This is a genomic window from Halomonas sp. ISL-56, assembly GCF_018612805.1.
Classification (GTDB): Bacteria; Pseudomonadota; Gammaproteobacteria; order Pseudomonadales; family Halomonadaceae; genus Vreelandella.
In genome coordinates this window covers 107,672-126,224 of the sequence record NZ_JAGGRO010000016.1, presented here as the reverse complement: position 1 = coordinate 126,224, position 18,553 = coordinate 107,672, and the positions used below count along the sequence as shown (strand labels likewise).

Genomic DNA, 18,553 nt, shown 5'->3' with positions numbered 1-18,553 from the left:
ATCGTTAAACATCTAAACTTAGCGGGTCATGGTCGACTGGAGGAAAGCAACGGGCACTCCTCGGGCAGTAATACACGCAGTGCAAGAGGCACTACTTCCGCGCAGAACTGATCATAGTAGCGTGCCTCACCATCTAGCGTGAGTGGCCAAGGTGACTCGTTTGGCTGAGTGGTCACCGTCAATTGGGTAGTGGTGAAATAGCGCACGAATCGCCCGTCATAGGGAAAGCTTTGCAGCTCGCCGATGAGCTTGGTCAGTTCCGTTACCGAGCTGAAGTCTTTGACCAGCAGCACGTCCAGGCGGCCATCATCCAGCTTGGCACGCGGTGCCAGCACTTGGCCGCCGCCTGATTGGCGACCATTGCCCAGCGCCAGTAGCAACAGCGATGCGCTTTCCTCTTTCTCGTCCCAATGCAGCGTGCCGCGGTAGCTGCGGTGGCGCCACGCTTTTAGCGCCCCCATCACCGAGTATGCCCCGCCCCCGAGCAACCGCTTTAAGGTTTTCGGGGTCGATGACGTCACTTCAGCGCCAAACCCACCGGTGGTCATATTGATATAGTAGCTGGTGGCTGATTCACCGCCGGCACCTGCGGTCACCCGCACAACATCGATAGGATAGGCGCTCAACTCCCTGGCTGCCGCCAAAGCTTCGCCTGGTTCCAGTGGCAGGCCGACCGAGGTCGCAAAGTCATTGGCACTGCCTAAGGGCACAATCCCCAATACAGGTCGTCGGTCATGGGGCAAGCGCATTAACCCATTCATGACCTCACTGACGGTGCCATCACCACCACAGGCAATCACATGGGTAATCCCCATGGCGTCAGATTGCTCAGCAATATCAGCCGCGTCGCCCCCTTCCCAGGTAGCGCGAACAGTAATCAGCATCCCTGCCTGACGTTGTTCATCGACGGCTTCACGCAATGCCGGATTACCGGCGGATTTACCATTAATAATCAGTAAATAGTGTTGCTGAGAATCTGTCACTGTTGTTATTCCTTTCCTTAGGATACATATTTAATGGCAATACCTTATGCCAATGCCTTCTCGACCACCTCGTAAACATTTGCCGATAGCGGCTGTTGTTTAATACGTTCAAGCTCAGACCGCATTAGCGCTTGGCGCGTTTCATCAAAGCGCTGCCAGCGGGTTAGCGGCGTAATAAGCCGTGCTGCAATCTCTGGGTTGAGCCGATTAAGCTCAATGACCACATCGGCCAGCAGTTGGTAGCCTTGGCCATCCAAACGGTGGAAATTCACTCTGTTCTGAGCAAAGGCCCCTATCAAAGCGCGGACTCGGTTGGGGTTTTTGAGCGAGAAGGCGGGGTGCTGCATCAGATACTTGACCCGCTCAAGCACATCCGACTGAGGACGCGAGACCTGCACAGTGAACCATTGATCCATTACCAGCGGATCATGGGCCCACTTCTCTCCGAACGCCTTCAAGGCAGGTGACGCAAGGTCATCGCGATCACTGTGCACTAGTTGGGTTAGAGCTTGACGCACATCGGTCATATTGTGGTCGGCCGCAAACTGCGCTTCACACCAGGCCAAGCCCTGCTCATCCTCAATCGACATTAGATAAGCGAGCGCCACGTTTTTCAGACTACGCTGGGCAATTTGCTCCGGGGTCGGCGCGTACGCTTCTTCAGACATATTGGCTTCGTAGATGGCGGCAAACTCATCGCGCAGCGCCATGGCTAACGACTGGCGAACAAACTCACGCGCAGCGTGAATGGCATCAACATCGACAATAGGCTGCTGCTCAGCGATATAGGCTTCAGAAGGCAGCGTCAACATCTCAGCCAAGACCGCTTTATCATTCATGGGCCCGTTCAGCAATGCTTTAAAGGCATCCACAACGCGGCTGTCCATGACCTTTTCAACCCCATTGCGATGAGCGGCAATCAAGTCTTCCAGGGCCAGTAGTGCCAGCCGCTGGCCCGCATCCCAACGATTGAAACCATCGCTGTCGTGGGTCAACAAGAAAGCGAGATCTTCCCGTGAGTAAGGATAATGCATCTTCACCGGCGCGGAGAACTCGCGTAGCAGAGAGGGCACCGGCGCTTCGGCAACATCGGTAAACACAAACGTTTGTTCGTCTTCACGCAGATGAATGACCGCATCTTTGCCTATTTTCTCGCCATTGAGCGTTAGGGTTAGATCCTGGCCCGACTTGGTACCCACTAAGCCCATACGCACAGGAATGTGCAGCGGCAGCTTATCTGTCTGGCCTGGCGTTGCAGGCGTACGCTGACGCAGCGTTAAGTGGTACTCGCCGTGCACATAGTCATACTCGCCGTGGGCATCGATGTCCGGCGTTCCCGCCTGGGAATACCAGCGCATAAACTGACTAAAATCTTCACCGGAAACTTCCGCCATACAGCCGACGAAGTCTTCGATGGTCACCGCTTGCCCGTCAAAGCGCTCAAAGTATCGGTCTGAGCCGCGCCGAAACGCCTCTTCCCCCACCAAATTACGCAGCATGCGGACGACTTCGGCGCCTTTCTCATAAATCGTTAGGGTGTAAAAGTTAGTAATTTCAATATAGTGGTCGGGCCGAATCGGATGCGCGGTGGGGCCGGCATCTTCGGCAAACTGGGCAGTGCGGAAAAAGGACACATCCTGAATGCGCTTAACCGGCGCGGAATTGGTATCCGCCGAAAAGCACTGGTCACGAAAGACCGTAAAGCCCTCTTTCAGCGAGAGCTGGAACCAGTCGCGGCAGGTGACACGATTGCCCGACCAGTTATGAAAATACTCATGGGCAACGATACCTTCGACACTCTGAAAAGCAGCATCAGTGGCCGTATGGGGGTGGGTTAGCACTGCCGCCGAGTTAAAGATATTGAGACCTTTGTTCTCCATCGCCCCCATATTGAAGTCACTAACGGCCACGATCATAAACAGATCCAGATCGTACTCGCGACCGTACGCCTGCTCGTCCCACTCCATCGCCCGCTTCAACGAAGCCATGGCATGGTCGGTTTTATCTAGATTCTCTTTTTCCACCCAAATCTGCAGCGTGACAACACGCCCGCTCATGGTGGTGAAATGATCCTCTACGCTATGCAAATTACCCGCGACCAGCGCAAATAAGTAACAAGGCTTGGGGTGTGGGTCTTCCCAGGTAACAAAATGACGACCGCCGTCCAGCTCGCCGCGCCCTATCGGGTTACCGTTGGCCAGCAAAATAGGCTCGCGCTGCTGATCACCGATCACCGTGACATTAAAGGTCGCCATAACATCCGGGCGGTCGGGGTAAAAGGTAATCCGCCGAAATCCTTCAGCCTCGCACTGGGTGCAGTACATAGCATTGGATTGGTAGAGCCCTTCTAACGCCGTGTTCTCCTGCGGGGCGATCTCCACCTCGCTCTCCAATACAAACCGCTCGGGCACCTGAGCAATGCGCAGGCCTTCATCATCCAGTGCATATGCCGAGGCTTCCAGCGTCACTTCATCAATCGCCAGGGAGATCAGTTTCAGGTGCTCGCCATTTAAGACCAGCGGGGCATTGGTGTCAGCTTCTGGATGTCGCTCCATCAACAGTCGCGCTTTCACACGGGTCGCGGCGGGGTCAAGATCAAACGTCAGCTCGGTATGAGTTACCCGGTAGGCGGGTGGCTGGTAGTCGCTTAAATAAACCGGCTGCGGATCAGACATAGTGCGTGACTCCTGTATAAAACGAATATTACATAATTAAAGCGGGATGGCAGGCAACGTAACCTCCGCTAGTCGCGGAAGTTATCGAACTGAAGTGGTAAGTCCGGCCCCTCTTCACCGCGTAGCAGCGCCATAACAGCTTGTAAGTCGTCGCGTTTTTTACCCGTGACACGCACCTTCTCACCCTGAATTTGCGCCTGCACTTTGAGCTTGCTGGCTTTGATGCGCTTGACCACATCTTTGGCTTCCGCCGCGTCGAGCCCCTCCTTGAGGGTAACTTCCTGGCGCGCTTTCACGCCGGAGAGCACCGGGTCTTGCACATCCATACAGCGGGCATCGATACCCCTGGCGATGAGACGTGCACGCAGCACATCGAGCATTTGCTTAAGCTGGAAATCAACTTCCGCTTCGAGCTGCACTTTGTCGCCTTCAAGGGTGAAGCTTGCATCGACGCCTTTAAAATCAAACCGCGACTGCACTTCTCGGTTGGCTTGATCAACGGCGTTCGCGCCTTCGTGCTTATCGAACTCTGAGACAATATCAAATGAGGGCATGATGTAATTCCTGACAAGACATGACCCCCTATTCTAGAGCAGCCAGCACCCCAGGGGCCAATTCTGTTGCTTATTGTTGGTTTTAAGGGGGCATTATTAAGACAAATATTCACAACAGCTGGCAAATATTTGTACAAAAACTGTCTTTAAGTAGATCTATGGTGATGTTAAACCTGCTGCGGATAGCTTAGGCTAGCGGTTTATAGCATTGACTATTGTTCAGCCTACCCTTTTTTACCCAGGAGATACCATGAGTGACCGCGACACCCGCCACAAAGCCTCCATGGAGAAGCTTAAAGCGCGCGTAGAGGAGAAAGTCGCCGGGGCCAACGAGCAGCGCGGCCTAATCATTATTAATACCGGTAACGGAAAAGGCAAAACGACGGCCGCCTGGGGCACGGTTACTCGCGCTTTGGGCTACGGCTACAAAGTGGGCGTGGTGCAGTTTATTAAGGGGCTATGGGAGTGCGGCGAACGCAACCGTTTGGAGGAGGATGCTAATCTAGAGGTGGCGATTATGGCCACTGGTTTCACCTGGGATACCCAAAATCGCCAAGCGGATACCGACGCCTGCCAAGAGGTATGGAAAGAGGCTGAGCGCATGCTGGCCGATCCAGAGACCTATCTGGTAGTACTCGACGAGATCACCTATATGCTCAAGTTTGGCTATCTGGACATCGCCACAGTGAAGCAAGCACTGGAGAATCGCCCTTCAGAACAGACGGTGATTATTACTGGCCGCAACGCTCACCGTGAACTCGTCGCCATGGCCGATACGGTGACCGAAATGCAGGAGGTGCGCCACGCTTTTAACAACGGCCTTCAGGCGCGCCGTGGCATCGATTTTTAATTAGCAAAAGGGGCAAACCAAGTTGCCCCTTTTGTGCGCCTGCTCACTGATAATCAGTTTGCACCGTTCTTAACTATCGAATGGGTTACGCAGCACAATGGTTTCCATGCGGTCTGGGCCGGTGGAAATAATATCGATACTGGCGCCCACCTGCTTCTCCAGATAGCTGATGTAAGCGCGGGCATTAGCAGGTAAATCTTCAACTCGCTTGGCGCCCAGCGTTGACTCTTTCCAGCCAGGTAAGTCCTCATAAAGCGGCTCAACTGCTTCGAAGCCCTCAGAGTCCACCGGGTTATCCAATACATCGCCATCTTTACTGCGATAGCCAACGCAGACACGAATATTTTCTAGCCCGTCTAACACGTCAAGCTTGGTTAAGCAGATACCCGATACCGAGTTAATCTGCACCGCGTGACGCAGCGCGACGGCGTCAAACCAACCGCAGCGACGCGCCCGTCCAGTGGTGGCGCCAAACTCATGGCCGCGCTCGGCTAGGTGACGGCCGTCAACGTCGAACAGCTCAGTAGGGAACGGGCCTGAACCCACGCGAGTTGTGTAAGCCTTGGTAATACCCAGCACATAATCCAAATACAGTGGGCCAACGCCAGAGCCCGTCGCAACACCCCCTGCCGTGGTGTTGGAGCTGGTGACGTAAGGGTAAGTACCGTGGTCAATATCCAGCAGCGAGCCTTGAGCGCCTTCAAACAGGATATTCTCACCGGCCTTGCGCAGGTCGTGCACCATGCTGACGGTATCGCACACCATGGGGCGCAACTCTTCAGCCATCTGCATGGCCGTGTCGAGCACTTCCTGGAAATCGACCGCCGGTTCACCGTGGTAATTAACCAGTACAAAGTTGTGGTAGTCGAGCACTTCACCCAGCTTGGAAGCGAAGCGCTCGCGATGCAGCATATCGCCTAAGCGCAGGCTACGGCGGGCTACTTTATCTTCGTAGGCGGGCCCAATGCCGCGGCCAGTGGTGCCAATTTTAGCGATGCCACGAGCTTTTTCACGGGCCTGATCCAGGCGCACGTGATAAGGCAGGATCAGCGGGCAGGCCGGCGAAAGACGCAGTCGCTCACGCACTGGCACGCCTTTGGCTTCCAGCTCACGAATCTCCTTGATCAACGCTTCAGGTGAAAGCACCACGCCATTACCAATCACACACTTTGTGCCTGGGCGCAGAACACCTGAAGGAATCAGGTGGAGGACGGTCTTCTCACCGTCGATGACCAGGGTATGGCCGGCGTTGTGACCACCCTGAAAGCGCACCACGGCAGATGCGGACTCAGTCAGCAGATCAACGATCTTACCTTTGCCCTCGTCACCCCATTGGGTGCCCAGCACTACGACATTCTTACCCATTATGATGCACTCGTCTCTTGTGTCAGGGCCGTTGGCTGCCAACGACCATCGATAAGCTCAAGATAGCGGTCACACTCATGCTCCGCCGGCCCAGTACGCTGCCCAGGCAGCGCTTGAATCACGCGTTCTCCCTGCTCACGCAGCTCGACAATGACAGCGTTGAGCGCCTCATCCTGCGTAGCAGGCGCCCAAATAGCCCCGCGAACCGGTGATGCTAGCGCCAATGACGCCAACTGCTTCAAGTCCATCGAGAAGCCGGTGGCAGGGCGTGCACGGCCAAAGGCCTGTCCCGTATCGTCATAGCGACCGCCTTTCGCCAACGCATGACCGTATCCCGGCACATAGGCGGCAAACATCATACCCGTGTGGTATTGATAGCCGCGCAGCTCCGCCAGGTCAAAATAGAACGAGACATCAAAGCGTGCCAGCACCCCCTGGTAAAGGGCGTCCAACTGATCCAGCGCGGCCGTGACCGAGGCTGGCGCGCCAGCAAACCGCTCCCGCGCCTGGCGTAGGATATCTGCGCCTCCATGCAACTCACCCAGGGCTAACAGCATGTCCGCTAACGCCGGGTCGCTGACACTGGCGTCTACAAGCCTTGCCAGTTGACTCGGTGATTTTAGCGCTAGCGCCTCAAATAACGCACGTTCTTGTTCGTCACTCAGCGCTGCAGCCTCTACAAGACTACGGTAAATACCGATATGCCCAAGCGCCAAGTGTATCTCTTCGGCACCCGCGGCTTTCATACTGGCCAGCGCCAAGTGAATAATTTCACTATCCGCCTCAAGCCCCGCATGACCAAACAGCTCAGCACCCACCTGCACCGGGCTACGCCCTCCTTGATGCTGATCCGCCTTAGCGCGCAGTACGTTGGTGCAATAACACAGCCGTACTGGTCCCTGACGCTTTAGTGAGTGGGCATCCATACGCGCAACTTGCGGCGTAACATCTGCCGAGGCGCCCATCATGCGTCCCGTCAACTGGTCGGTCAGTTTAAAAGTCTGAAGATCCAGATCCGTACCGGTGCCTGTTAACAGGGAGTCTAGAAACTCCACGGGTGGCGGCATGACTTGGTCATACCCCCAACAGTGGTAAAGATCGAGCAGCGCACGGCGCAGCTCTTCCATGCGGCTTGCCTGAGGAGGAAGCACCTCATCCATGCCGTCGGGCAGCAGCCAGCGGTCAGCAATGGTCATGTAAACAATCCTGCAAGACGATGAAGGCCCAACAAATTCAATCAGTAACGTAGCATGGTCATTGGCGACATTAGCGTTAAACGAGGGCCACAAAAAAACCGGGCGACGCCCGGTTAGTAAATTCTATCACGTTTATGCGCCGGGTGAACCCCGCTTGGCTGTCATCCAACCAAGACGAGGAACACCGGCCAACAACGTTTTACTCGCCGTTATCTTCACCGCTTTGCGGGTCAGCGCTTCGCAAATAGCGGAAGAAATCGCTACTCGGTTCCAGCACCATTAGATTGCCATCATCGGCGAAGCTTTCGCTGTAGGCATTAAGGCTACGCCAGAAGGAGAAAAACTCCTGATCCTGGCTATACGCTTCAGAGAAGATCGCAGCGGCCTGGGCATCACCTTCACCGCGCAGTGTCTCAGAGCGTTCATTGGCCTGGGCAAGCAGTACTTGGCGACGGCGATCCGCGTTGGCGCGAATCCGCTCGGCCTCTTCCTGACCCTGGGCACGCCATTCGCGGGCTTCACGCTCACGCTCAGAACGCATCCGCTCAAATACGGCGGCCGACACATCTTCAGGCAAGTCGATGCGCTTAATGCGGATATCACGAATGGCCACACCGAGCTCTTCACGCATTAGTGAATCAAGTTCTTCGGTAGGGCCAATCATCAAGTCATCACGCCGTTCGGCAATAATTTCCTGAAGGTTCAGACGACCAAATTCATTACGCAAGCTCTCATCTACTCGCGGCTGAATCAGGCGGATAGCCATCAGTTCATCACCCGCTGTCGCCTCGTAGTAACGCGTAGGATTAACCACTTGCCACTTAACGTAGGAGTCGACAATCACCGCTTTCTGCTCAAGCGTCAGATAGCGACTGGTATCCGTATCCAGCGTTAGCAAACGCGTATCAAACTTACGGATCGTTTGCGCGATCGGCACTTTTGCGTGCAAGCCAGGCTGAATATTCTCTTCGATGACTTCACCAAAACGCAGTTTAACGGCGCGTTCGGTCTCGTCTACCACGTACAGAGTATTGCTCGCCAGCCACGCAACGGCCGCCAGACCACCAACAATTAGCAGGGATCGATTATTAATCATTTACCGGCCCTCCCTGCGGATGGAGCTACTATTCGTATTTGATGAAGAGCTGGAACTCCCCTGAGTGTTGCGCAAACGCTCAAGCACATTAGGGTCTAGCTGCTCATCGCTGCTATTAGCGCTACCGCTTGTTGATGCGCGACCTTGGCTACCACTTCTGCCACTCAACTGATCCAGCGGCAAGTACATCAACGGGGCGTTTTCGCTTACATCCAAAAGCACCTTCGGCGTTTTACCGAACACCTCTTCCATTGTGTCTAGGTACATACGCTCGCGCATGATTTCCGGTGCATTAGTGTACTCGGTCAACAGAGAGTTAAAGCGGTTGGCTTGACCTTGCGCTTCAGCAACGACCGACTCACGGTAACCTTGGCCCTGCTCAACAATACGCTGCGCCTGACCTTGTGCTTCAGGAATAATCGCATTGGCGTAGGCGATACCTTGGTTGATCGTACGCTGGCGATCTTCACGTGCACGGATAACATCATCAAAAGCGTCAATCACGGGCGCAGGCGCCGAAGTGGACTCAATGTTGATGGTTTGTAAACGAATACCGGCGCCATAGTTGTCGAGGTAGGACTGCAGACGGCTAGCGACCGAGCTACCTAGAATCTCACGACCCGAGGTAAGTATATCGATCATATCGGTACCGCCAACCACGTGACGTAGGGCTGAATCAAGCGCGTTCTCAATCGAGATAGCTGGATCACGTACGTTGAGTACGAAGTCGCGCGGGTTAGCCACTTGGTACTGAGCAGAAATTTCCACTTCGACAATGTTTTCGTCACGAGTCAGCATCGACTGCGTTTGTGACAGCGAGCGTACACGGGTCACATTGACCATACGAACATCGTCAATCAGCGGCGGATTCCACTGAAGGCCAGGATTGACGACATTTTGGTATTCGCCAAAGCGGAGCACAACACCACGCTCGGATTGATCCACTAAGTAGAAGCCCATAGCAGCCCAGATCGCCAGCGCAACGATAATAATCAGGCCTGGCAGCGCAAAGGGGTTACGGCTTTTATCACTACCGCCACCACCGGTTTTCTTACCACCGCCTTTTTTACCGCCACCCAACATACTGTTGAGCTTGTCCTGAAACTTTTTCAGCGCTTCATCCAAGTCCGGAGGCCCTTGGTTATTGCCCCCTTTATTGCCACCGCCGTTGCCATTATTATTACCGCGGCTTCCATCACCATCACTTCCACCGCGTCGGCCGCCGCTACTCCAAGGGTCGTGCTGGTTGCCACCACCAGGCTCATTCCAGGCCATACTTCTTCTCCACTAAGGGTATTCGCTCACGCATCTGGCTTCGTCAATCAACGAAGCGCTGGCGTTTTGATATTATTGCTATGTAAATCTTGTACCGTTTTTATACAACAGCAGATAATGACAGCGTACTAGACATTAAACGGTGAGGCTACCAATCTTCGGTTTCCTGCAACGCAACAGGTAAGTAGGTATTGGCACGCTCGCCTAACTGAGCCATTAACTGGTTGAAATCACGCCGCGGCAAACGCACATCCAATACTGATTGCCCGTGTTCGTCAAAGGCCTCCTCGCGAACAGCATTCAGCTCATGAAGGCCAGCGCGCAGCTTACCTTGCTCAGGCGTGAGTGTCAGCGAAAAGCCAATGACATCGTTGGCCAGGCGCTCGGTTAGCGCTTCGTGGAGTAGCTCAAGACCCTGACCATTTTGGGCCGAGAGCCAAACCACCTCGGGTACGCCATGGCCATCACGTTCTATGCGCGGGGCACTATCGAGCTTATCAATTTTATTCATGACCTTGAGTACCGGCACATCATCCGCGCCGATCTCTTTGAGCACTAACTCCACCTGTTCCACGTTTAATTCGCGGTCTGGGTCTGCGGCATCAATCACGTGCACTAATAGTGACGCCTCTGATGCTTCTTGAAGCGTGGCTTGAAATGCCTCAACTAACTTGTGTGGCAAATGACGAATAAAGCCCACGGTATCGGCCATCACAACGGGGCCAACGTCTTCAATCTCAAGCCGTCTCAGCGTGGGGTCAAGTGTCGCAAATAGCTGGTCGGCGGCATACACCTCGGCATTGGTCAAGGCGTTAAAAAGTGTCGACTTCCCAGCGTTGGTGTACCCCACCAGCGATACGCTATGAATTTCTGCACGCGCACGCGCGCGGCGATTCTGGTCACGCTGACTGCGTACTTTATCGAGCCGTTTATGAATCGATTTAATTCGCCCACGCAGCAGGCGACGGTCCGTTTCAAGCTGCGTTTCACCAGGGCCGCGCAGGCCAATCCCGCCTTTTTGGCGTTCAAGGTGTGTCCATCCACGCACTAGGCGGGTCGACATATATTCCAGCTGAGCAAGCTCTACTTGCAGCTTACCCTCATGGGTTCGTGCCCGTTGCGCAAAGATATCGAGAATCAGACCGGTACGGTCAAGCACTCGGCATTTGAGCTCTTGCTCAACATTGCGCTCTTGAGAGGGACTTAAGCTATGGTTGAAGATCACCAGCTCAGCTTCGTGAGCCGCGAGCAGTGCCCGCAGCTCTTCCAACTTACCTGACCCAATAAAAGTCCTCGAGTCAGGTCGGTGGCGGCTAGCAGTGAGTAGAGTCGCAGGCTCTGCACCCGCAGAGCGTACGAGCTCTAAAAACTCACCCGGGTCTTCACGTTTTTGTTCATCATGAAAATCAACATGAACAAGAACTGCCGTTTCACCGGCGTCTGGGCGTTCGAAAAACAATCAATACCTCGTGGACTCTCTTGCTGCTTCAGCGGTATTAAATCTCCGCATCCTGCTCTGCCGGGTCTTGCGCAGGCAAGCGTACGTTGCGAGAAGGGACAACCGTAGAAATAGCGTGTTTATAAACCATCTGGCTGACGGTATTACGCAGTAGGATAACAAACTGGTCAAACGATTCGATCTGGCCCTGCAACTTAATGCCGTTGACCAAAAAGATAGAGACCGGAATGCGCTCCTTGCGCAGGATGTTCAAGTACGGGTCTTGAAGGGACTGCCCTTTGGACATGTTGCTCTCCCTAAAACTGTCGTTGGGGTTAATTATCAAATGGCGTGCCCTACTGGTGCTACGCCGCACTATTTATTACTGCCCGGAAGGCGAAGTGATGCCCGAGGAGCTTTGAGGTTCGCGAAAGGCCCAATCACTCAGCCAATCGAAAACGCACTTACTAAGTTACTATCCTAGAGACCTACCTTAGCGACCTATCTTACGCTAAGCACCGCTGTCACGCACGAGTTTCAGCACCTGATCCAGCGCGTCTGAACGCTGTGAATCTACCCAATTAAGCGCTGGCCAACTTCTTAACCAGGTTAATTGACGCTTGGCTAGCTGACGAGTTGCGATAACGCCTCGCTCAACGAGATCGGCATAATCGTAATCACCTTCTAGATACTCCCACACTTGGCGATAACCAACACTCTTCATCGCCGGCAGGCCTAAATGTAAGTCATTACGCTTTTTGAGGGCGGCGACTTCATTTATCAAGCCCTCACCCAACATTACTTCGAAACGCTGGGCAATACGTTGGTGCAAAAGCGCCCGGTCATTAGGCGCCAATGCTATCGACAACACGCGCCAGGGAAAGGTTTCCGGCTGTTGCTCCGCCCACAGCTCACTCATCGTCCGCCCACTGGCGTAATACACTTCAAGCGCACGCATTACACGCTGTGGATCATTGGGATGGATACGCTGGGCAGAGATCGCATCCACCTCACTCAACTGTTTGTGCAGCGACGATAACCCTTCACGTTGCCACTGCGCTTCGAGCCACTGACGAATAACCGGGTCAGCAGAGGGCAAATTCGCCACACCTTCGACCAGTCGCTTGTAATACAGCATGGTACCGCCGACCAGTAGAGGAACTCTGCCCGCCGCGCTAATTTGTCGCATTAGCTGTAGCGCATCTTCACGAAAATCGGCTGCAGAATAGGGCTCAGCGGGGTCGCGGATATCGATCAAGTGATGGGGTGCGCGGGTAAGCTCAGCCATACTGGGCTTAGCACTGCCAATATCCATACCGCGATACACCATCGCCGAGTCAACGCTAATCAGCTCATGCCCCAGCCGTTCGTGTAGCGCCATCGCCGCATCGGTTTTTCCGGCGGCCGTTGGGCCCATCAAAAAAATTGCCCAGGGGCGCGTATCAGCCATGCGCGTTTCCATCAAGTAAGAAAAGGGTAGTTAAAAAGAGTCGCTACAAAAGAGTCGTTGCGATTATCTATGCGGCTATTGACCACGCAAGAACAACCGATCGAGCGCTTTTAACCCCATCTGTGTCCAGGTAGGGCGACCGTGGTTACATTGATCGCTGCGCTCGGTGCGCTCCATATCCCGCAACAGCGCGTTCATTTCGTCGATCGTCAGGCGCCGGTTGGCGCGCACACTGCCATGGCACGCCATGGTGGAGAGCAACTCATGTAAGCGAGCCTCCACTTGATGGGTACGCCCATACCGCGCCAATTCCTCCAGCATCTGGCGCACCAGCGCCTCAGGATCAGCCTGGGCCAGCAAGGCGGGCAATTGGCGTACCAGTAGCGTCTCAGGCCCGGCAATATCCAACTCAATACCCAGCTTGGAGATCGCCTGCTGCTCGCTCTCTGCGGTAGCCACCTCTGCTCGGCTAGCGGCAATGGAGACAGGCACCAGCAGCGGCTGCGCAGCCAACCCTTTCGCGGCGGCCAGCTGTGTTTTCATACGCTCATAGACAATGCGTTCGTGGGCGGCATGCATATCCACCAGCACCAGCCCTTCAGCGTTTTGAGCCAGAATATAGATACCGTGCAACTGCCCCAGAGCAAACCCCAGCGGCGGCGCTGCAGTGGGATCGTTGTCGGGCATTGCCAGAGGTGCTTCACGCACCTCACTACCCCACTCACCGGGGGGGGCACTCGGCTGAGGCGTTAACAGCGTCTCTTCGTGATCAGGGTGAAGCGCTTGATAGCCCTGCATAAAGCGCCGCACGCGCGCAGCACCAGGGTGGCGATCCGGCGAGTGAGTCAAGGCGATACCCTGTTGCTGCCAGCGGGGCTGCTCAATGCCCGCTTGTGACGCTACGCTCTTTGGCGCTGCGCCTAATGCACCGGCCTCATCGGCACCACTCTCTGCGGCACGCTCGTCTAAGCCACTATCTGAACCGTCACCTGAACTATCACCTGAACCGTCACCTGAGCCATCACCTGAACGGTCGGCCGGTTTAGCGGAGGCTAGGCAGTGGTGGAGGCTTGAGTAGAGAAAATCGTGCACCATGCGGCCATCGCGAAAACGCACTTCGTGCTTGGTGGGGTGAACGTTGACGTCCACCACATCTGGATCTAGTTCCAGATAGAGCACAAACACCGGGTGACGGCCGTTAAACAAAACGTCGCGATAGGCCTGACGCACCGCGTGGGCGACCAGGCGGTCACGCACTACGCGACCATTAACAAAGAAGTACTGCTGGTCTGCCTGGGAGCGCGAATGGGTGGGCAGCCCCACCCAGCCGCTTAACCGCAAACCGCCCGCTTCGCGCTCGATATAGCGAGCGTGCTCGATAAAATTCTTACCCAGCAGCGAGGCGATCCGCCGCTCGCGAGCCGCCGCTGAATGGCCTGCCGGGAGTTGGTGAATGACTTTTTGATTATGGCGTAATACCCAGGTGATGTCGTAACGCGATAACGCCTGGCGGCGGAATGCTTCTTCCACATGAGCAAACTCGGTCTTTTCAGTACGCAGGAACTTGCGTCGGGCCGGGGTATTGAAAAACAGGTCACGCACGCCGACGCTGGTGCCACGCGGGTGGGGCGCGGGGGTAACGCGTGCATCCATGCCCCGCCCTTCCGCCACCACCCGCCAGCCGTGACGGGGATCCTCTTCAGCATTAGAGATCAATTCCAGCCGTGAGACAGAGCTGATAGAGGCCAGCGCTTCGCCGCGAAAGCCTAGCGAGCTAACCCCCTCTAAGTCTTCGAGGCTGCCAATCTTACTGGTGGCGTGGCGGGCTAGGGCCAGCGGCAAATCCTCTTCACCAATGCCAATACCGTCATCGCGCACCTTAATCAGCCGCGCGCCACCCTGCTCAATGTCTACCTCGATACGCTGGCTGCCGGCATCGATGGCGTTTTCAATCAGCTCTTTGGTGACAGATGAAGGGCGCTCAACCACCTCACCGGCGGCAATCTGGTTAGCCAGTCGCGGGTCGAGCACATGAATACGCGGTGCACTAGCAGTCACATCAGTCAACACGACACCTCATGAACGGGGAATCTGCAACACCTGACCAACGCGAATAACGTCACCATTCAGATCATTGGCCTGCTTCAGTTGATTCACCGGCACGCCGTGGCGCACGGCAATCGCCGATAGAGTATCTCCCGACTGAATACGGTACTCGTTACCCGAAGGCCTACGCTGGTTATCACGCTGCCATGCAAGCAGGCTGGCTGGCGGCGGGTAGCGCTCGAAATGCTCGCGCATGCCGCTGAAGATAGCCTGAGCAAGTCCTGACTGATGCACCGGGTCGCGCAAGCGACGCTCTTCGTCTGGGTTCGAGATAAACCCCACCTCAATCAACAACGAGGGGATATCGGGAGACTTCAGCACCATAAAGCCAGCCTGTTCAACGCGTGTCTTATGGAGCCGATTAATCCGCCCTAACTGCTCCAACACCTGCCCGCCGATAGACAGCGAATCGTTTAAGGTAGCGGTCATGGTTAAGTCCAACAATACCCCGCGCAGCACCTGATCTTTATCGCGCAAAGAGAGGCTGCCATCAACGCCGCCGATCAGATCAGAGCGGTTCTCGCTATCCGCCAGCCATTGGGCGGTTTCTGAGGTGGCGCCGCGTTGGGAGAGCGCATACACCGAGCTGCCCTGAGGGCGTGGGCTAGTAAAGGCATCAGCATGAATGGAAACAAAGAAGTCCGCCTTCTGTTCACGCGCCAATGCCGTACGCTGACGCAGCCCTATATAATAGTCGCCGTCGCGCGTTAGCACCGCCTTGAAGCCCGGCGTGTCATTGACCCGCGAGGCCAAACGACGGGCAATTTCCAGCACTACGTCTTTTTCACGAGTGCCTGAGGGGCCGATTGCCCCTGGGTCTTCGCCACCGTGACCGGCATCGACGGCGATAATAATGTCTCTGCGCGGATGCGGCTTGGCTTCCTGAACCTCAACCGGCACTGCGTCACTGGGCGGCTCTACGGTGCCTGGCAACTGACTTTGCGCCGATGCCCGTTGGGCCTGAATTTCCTGATCCCGTATCATCGCCTCGATAGGGTCGATCGGGTTATCAACAGCGCTCTCACCGGGGTATTCGAGATCCACTACCAGACGGTGCCCGTATTGATCATTGGGCGTCAGAGTGAAATGACGCGGCTCAATCTCACGGTTAAGTTCAAGCACCACCCTTAGTCCACCACCCTCACGCGTACCAGTGCGCACCGAGGTAATTGCACTATCATGCAAAGGCAGCGTACTTGGGTCGGTATCCATTTGGGTATCATCTAAATCAATCACCAACCGCGCCGGGTTCTCCAGCGAAAACACGTTGGCATTGGTGGCAGCGGAGAGATCAAATACCAGCCGGGCATGATCCGGCGCCGCCCACAAACGCATACTTTCCACGCTGGACGCTTGAACATTAACCGCCGCCAGGGCAAAAAAACTGACGGCTAAAAAGCGATATACGCGTGCCGCTGTGCCCTTTATTTCCATTGAATCACACCACTCTCCAACTGGTCGGAACTTAGCTTACTTGCGTTACCTATCTTACTGGCATTGCTTAGCTTATTGGCATTGCTTACCTGACGTTGCAAAGAGGCCAATGTGCGCTCACCTTGATCACTTCCCGCTACTAAGGAAACCAAACGCCCTGAATCCACTACTTCCAGCACCAGACGAAGATCCGGCTCTGGCAGCCATCCTTCACCGCGGCTAGGCCACTCAATAATGCTAAGTGCATCGTCGGCCAGCACGTCTCGACCACCGATAAACTCTAGCTCTTCTGGATCCGACAAACGGTACAAATCTAGATGATAAATCCGCTGGGAGCCTAGTTCGTAAGGCTCCACCAGCGTATAGGTAGGACTTTTAACGGCCCCTTGATGCCCGTAAGCGCGCAGAATGCCGCGAGTTAGCGTCGTCTTACCGGCGCCCAGCTCACCCTCTAGATACACCCGTCCGCGTCCTTGCAACACCTGCCCTAATGCTTCGCCAAAAGCAACCTGGGCTTCTTCACTGTCTAATCGCACCTGCATGTGGGCTGCCTTCACGGATTAATCAATTTTCGCGCATAGGATGCCAGATCGCTGGCCAGCAGGCCACGCTCACCTTCTTCCTCGGCTGCGCGATCTGCCGCTAACGCGTGCACCATGGTGCCCAACCAAGCGCTAAACTCCACGTCACCACGCTGCGCCATCAGCGCCCCTAGCATGCCGCTGAGCACATCGCCCATGCCACCGCTGGCCATGCCTGGATTACCGTAAGGGCATATCACCAAACCACTGGGGCCAGCAATTAAACTTCCCGCACCTTTTAGAATCACCACGCCCCCTCGGGCGCGTTGCAGCGCTAGGGCTGCTGCGGGCCGATCCGCCTGAATATCAGCCACCTCACAGCCCAATAGCCGCGCGGCTTCACCGGGGTGCGGCGTCAATATCCAGTTATCGCGGCGAACATCCGGCCACTGTCGCGCCAACAGGTTCAAGCCATCGGCATCGACTACCAAAGGCGCGTCTGACTGCAGCGCACTCTGAAGCACCGCTTGTCCCCAGGCAGCCTGACCAAGTCCTGGCCCGACCACCACAACGTCAGCATTGCTAGGCAACTCAGCGGCCTCAGCGCCACCGCGAACGCCATGGGCCATCACTTCAGGGCAGCGCACCAAACTAGCGGTGATATGCTCTGGGGCGGTCGCCAAACTCACTTTACCCGCCCCCAACCGTGCGGCGGCTTGGCAGGCGAGTAGCGCCGCCCCGCCAAATCCAGGAGCCCCGCCCATCACCAGCACGTGGCCCATGTCTCCTTTATGGTGAGTGCGTAGGCGTGGCGCAAAGGCCTCTGTCAATAACGAATCATCCAAGCGCCAGGCCGTGGGCGGAATATCGAAATAGGCCTGGGCCTTGACGCCAAGAGGGCGAAAATCTATTTCGCCGGTGTAGGCCGGTGCATCCCCGGTGTGCAAACCCACTTTATCGCCAATAAACGTCACCGTGCAGGCGGCCTTAACGGCAATCCCCAATACAGCGCCGGTGTCAGCCACTAACCCGGAAGGGATATCAATCGCCAGTACCGGCTGGTCGGCGGCGTTGATCATTTCAATAGCACGCTTGAAACGCCCCTCTACCTCCCCGCTTAAACCGGTGCCTAGCAGCGCATCGACAATTACCTCGCCGGTGAACGTTATCCCAGCACTCCACTCTTCGCAGCCTACGCCTGCGGAGGTCGCCAACTCTGCTGCACGTGCCGCGTCACCGTTTAGCTCCTCAAGGGGTTTAAGGGTTACCCGCTGAACTTTAAGACCGGACTGCATGGCCAGCGCTGCCAGCACATGACCATCGCCGCCGTTGTTCCCGCTGCCACATAGCACGCTGATGCTTCGCGCTTGAGGCCAACGCGATCGGAAGCTGTGCCAGGCACTTGAGGCGGCGCGCTGCATCAATGCAAAGCCATCGATACCACCGGCAATGGTGCGCCGATCGAGCTCCCGCACCTGGGCGGCTTTATATAATGGGCGTAGCATGGAAGTATTCGAGATCGACACGATCGCTCCTTTCACATGTTTTGATGGCTACCAATGCGTTAGCATAGCGCGGCTAACGCCTAACCGCTGAGTATCAACGTCCAG

General features: G+C 55.6%; 15 protein-coding genes. 1 reads left to right on the top strand and 14 read right to left on the bottom strand.

Features of this window, described 5'->3' with window-relative positions; translation table 11 throughout:
- Positions 1-26: 26 nt before the first annotated feature.
- The 3 genes from yegS to J7J49_RS14185 form a co-directional block, all read right to left on the bottom strand.
- Positions 27-983, bottom strand: coding sequence for a lipid kinase YegS (gene yegS, locus J7J49_RS14195; RefSeq protein WP_215093489.1), 957 nt, complete (start codon positions 981-983; stop codon positions 27-29).
- Positions 984-1,027: 44 nt separating this feature from the next.
- Positions 1,028-3,658 (bottom strand): aminopeptidase N, encoded by a 2,631-nt coding sequence (pepN, locus tag J7J49_RS14190; protein WP_064236512.1) that lies wholly within the window; start codon positions 3,656-3,658, stop codon positions 1,028-1,030.
- Positions 3,659-3,726: 68 nt separating this feature from the next.
- The gene (locus J7J49_RS14185) at positions 3,727-4,212 is read right to left on the bottom strand and encodes a YajQ family cyclic di-GMP-binding protein (protein ID WP_215093487.1); all 486 of its coding nucleotides are present in this window, start codon (positions 4,210-4,212) and stop codon (positions 3,727-3,729) included.
- 250 nt (positions 4,213-4,462) lie between these two features.
- On the opposite strand from J7J49_RS14185, the gene cobO reads away from it, so the two are divergent.
- Positions 4,463-5,062, top strand: coding sequence for a cob(I)yrinic acid a,c-diamide adenosyltransferase (gene cobO, locus J7J49_RS14180; RefSeq protein WP_064236511.1), 600 nt, complete (start codon positions 4,463-4,465; stop codon positions 5,060-5,062).
- 69 nt (positions 5,063-5,131) lie between these two features.
- Here cobO and J7J49_RS14175 read toward each other — a convergent pair whose 3' ends face one another.
- From J7J49_RS14175 to J7J49_RS14125, 11 genes are all read right to left on the bottom strand, one after another.
- A complete protein-coding gene (locus J7J49_RS14175) occupies positions 5,132-6,427 on the bottom strand; it encodes an adenylosuccinate synthase (RefSeq protein WP_007114654.1) in 1,296 nt (431 codons plus the stop codon).
- Positions 6,427-7,623 (bottom strand): ATP phosphoribosyltransferase regulatory subunit, encoded by a 1,197-nt coding sequence (locus tag J7J49_RS14170; protein WP_215093485.1) that lies wholly within the window; start codon positions 7,621-7,623, stop codon positions 6,427-6,429. The genes J7J49_RS14175 and J7J49_RS14170 overlap by 1 nt, the downstream gene beginning before the upstream one ends.
- A gap of 199 nt (positions 7,624-7,822) precedes the next feature.
- Positions 7,823-8,719, bottom strand: coding sequence for a protease modulator HflC (hflC, locus tag J7J49_RS14165; RefSeq protein ID WP_064236509.1), 897 nt, complete (start codon positions 8,717-8,719; stop codon positions 7,823-7,825).
- On the bottom strand, positions 8,720-9,994 hold the full coding sequence (hflK, locus tag J7J49_RS14160; protein ID WP_215093483.1) for an FtsH protease activity modulator HflK: 1,275 nt from the start codon (positions 9,992-9,994) through the stop codon (positions 8,720-8,722).
- Positions 9,995-10,142: 148 nt separating this feature from the next.
- A complete protein-coding gene (gene hflX, locus J7J49_RS14155) occupies positions 10,143-11,453 on the bottom strand; it encodes a ribosome rescue GTPase HflX (RefSeq protein WP_064236507.1) in 1,311 nt (436 codons plus the stop codon).
- Between the two features lie 37 nt (positions 11,454-11,490).
- The gene (hfq, locus tag J7J49_RS14150; protein WP_007114649.1) at positions 11,491-11,739 is read right to left on the bottom strand and encodes an RNA chaperone Hfq; all 249 of its coding nucleotides are present in this window, start codon (positions 11,737-11,739) and stop codon (positions 11,491-11,493) included.
- Between the two features lie 204 nt (positions 11,740-11,943).
- Positions 11,944-12,882, bottom strand: coding sequence for a tRNA (adenosine(37)-N6)-dimethylallyltransferase MiaA (miaA, locus tag J7J49_RS14145; protein WP_215093481.1), 939 nt, complete (start codon positions 12,880-12,882; stop codon positions 11,944-11,946).
- 75 nt (positions 12,883-12,957) lie between these two features.
- The gene (gene mutL, locus J7J49_RS14140) at positions 12,958-14,940 is read right to left on the bottom strand and encodes a DNA mismatch repair endonuclease MutL (RefSeq protein ID WP_215093699.1); all 1,983 of its coding nucleotides are present in this window, start codon (positions 14,938-14,940) and stop codon (positions 12,958-12,960) included.
- Between the two features lie 18 nt (positions 14,941-14,958).
- The gene (locus J7J49_RS14135; protein WP_215093479.1) at positions 14,959-16,422 is read right to left on the bottom strand and encodes an N-acetylmuramoyl-L-alanine amidase; all 1,464 of its coding nucleotides are present in this window, start codon (positions 16,420-16,422) and stop codon (positions 14,959-14,961) included.
- Positions 16,413-16,964, bottom strand: coding sequence for a tRNA (adenosine(37)-N6)-threonylcarbamoyltransferase complex ATPase subunit type 1 TsaE (gene tsaE, locus J7J49_RS14130; RefSeq protein ID WP_215093478.1), 552 nt, complete (start codon positions 16,962-16,964; stop codon positions 16,413-16,415). The genes J7J49_RS14135 and tsaE overlap by 10 nt, the downstream gene beginning before the upstream one ends.
- Before the next feature lie 11 nt (positions 16,965-16,975).
- A complete protein-coding gene (locus J7J49_RS14125; protein ID WP_251048325.1) occupies positions 16,976-18,448 on the bottom strand; it encodes an NAD(P)H-hydrate dehydratase in 1,473 nt (490 codons plus the stop codon).
- Between the last annotated feature and the right edge of the window lie 105 nt (positions 18,449-18,553).

Coding starts and splice junctions, on each gene's coding strand:
- pepN (WP_064236512.1), bottom strand. CDS start 3,658: ATGTCTGATCCGCAGCCGGTTTATTTAAGCGACTACCAGCCACCCGCC.
- J7J49_RS14185 (WP_215093487.1), bottom strand. CDS start 4,212: ATGCCCTCATTTGATATTGTCTCAGAGTTCGATAAGCACGAAGGCGCG.
- cobO (WP_064236511.1), top strand. CDS start 4,463: ATGAGTGACCGCGACACCCGCCACAAAGCCTCCATGGAGAAGCTTAAA.
- J7J49_RS14175 (WP_007114654.1), bottom strand. CDS start 6,427: ATGGGTAAGAATGTCGTAGTGCTGGGCACCCAATGGGGTGACGAGGGC.
- J7J49_RS14170 (WP_215093485.1), bottom strand. CDS start 7,623: ATGACCATTGCTGACCGCTGGCTGCTGCCCGACGGCATGGATGAGGTG.
- hflC (WP_064236509.1), bottom strand. CDS start 8,719: ATGATTAATAATCGATCCCTGCTAATTGTTGGTGGTCTGGCGGCCGTT.
- hflK (WP_215093483.1), bottom strand. CDS start 9,994: ATGGCCTGGAATGAGCCTGGTGGTGGCAACCAGCACGACCCTTGGAGT.
- hfq (WP_007114649.1), bottom strand. CDS start 11,739: ATGTCCAAAGGGCAGTCCCTTCAAGACCCGTACTTGAACATCCTGCGC.
- miaA (WP_215093481.1), bottom strand. CDS start 12,882: ATGGCTGATACGCGCCCCTGGGCAATTTTTTTGATGGGCCCAACGGCC.
- J7J49_RS14135 (WP_215093479.1), bottom strand. CDS start 16,422: ATGGAAATAAAGGGCACAGCGGCACGCGTATATCGCTTTTTAGCCGTC.
- tsaE (WP_215093478.1), bottom strand. CDS start 16,964: ATGCAGGTGCGATTAGACAGTGAAGAAGCCCAGGTTGCTTTTGGCGAA.
- J7J49_RS14125 (WP_251048325.1), bottom strand. CDS start 18,448: ATGCTACGCCCATTATATAAAGCCGCCCAGGTGCGGGAGCTCGATCGG.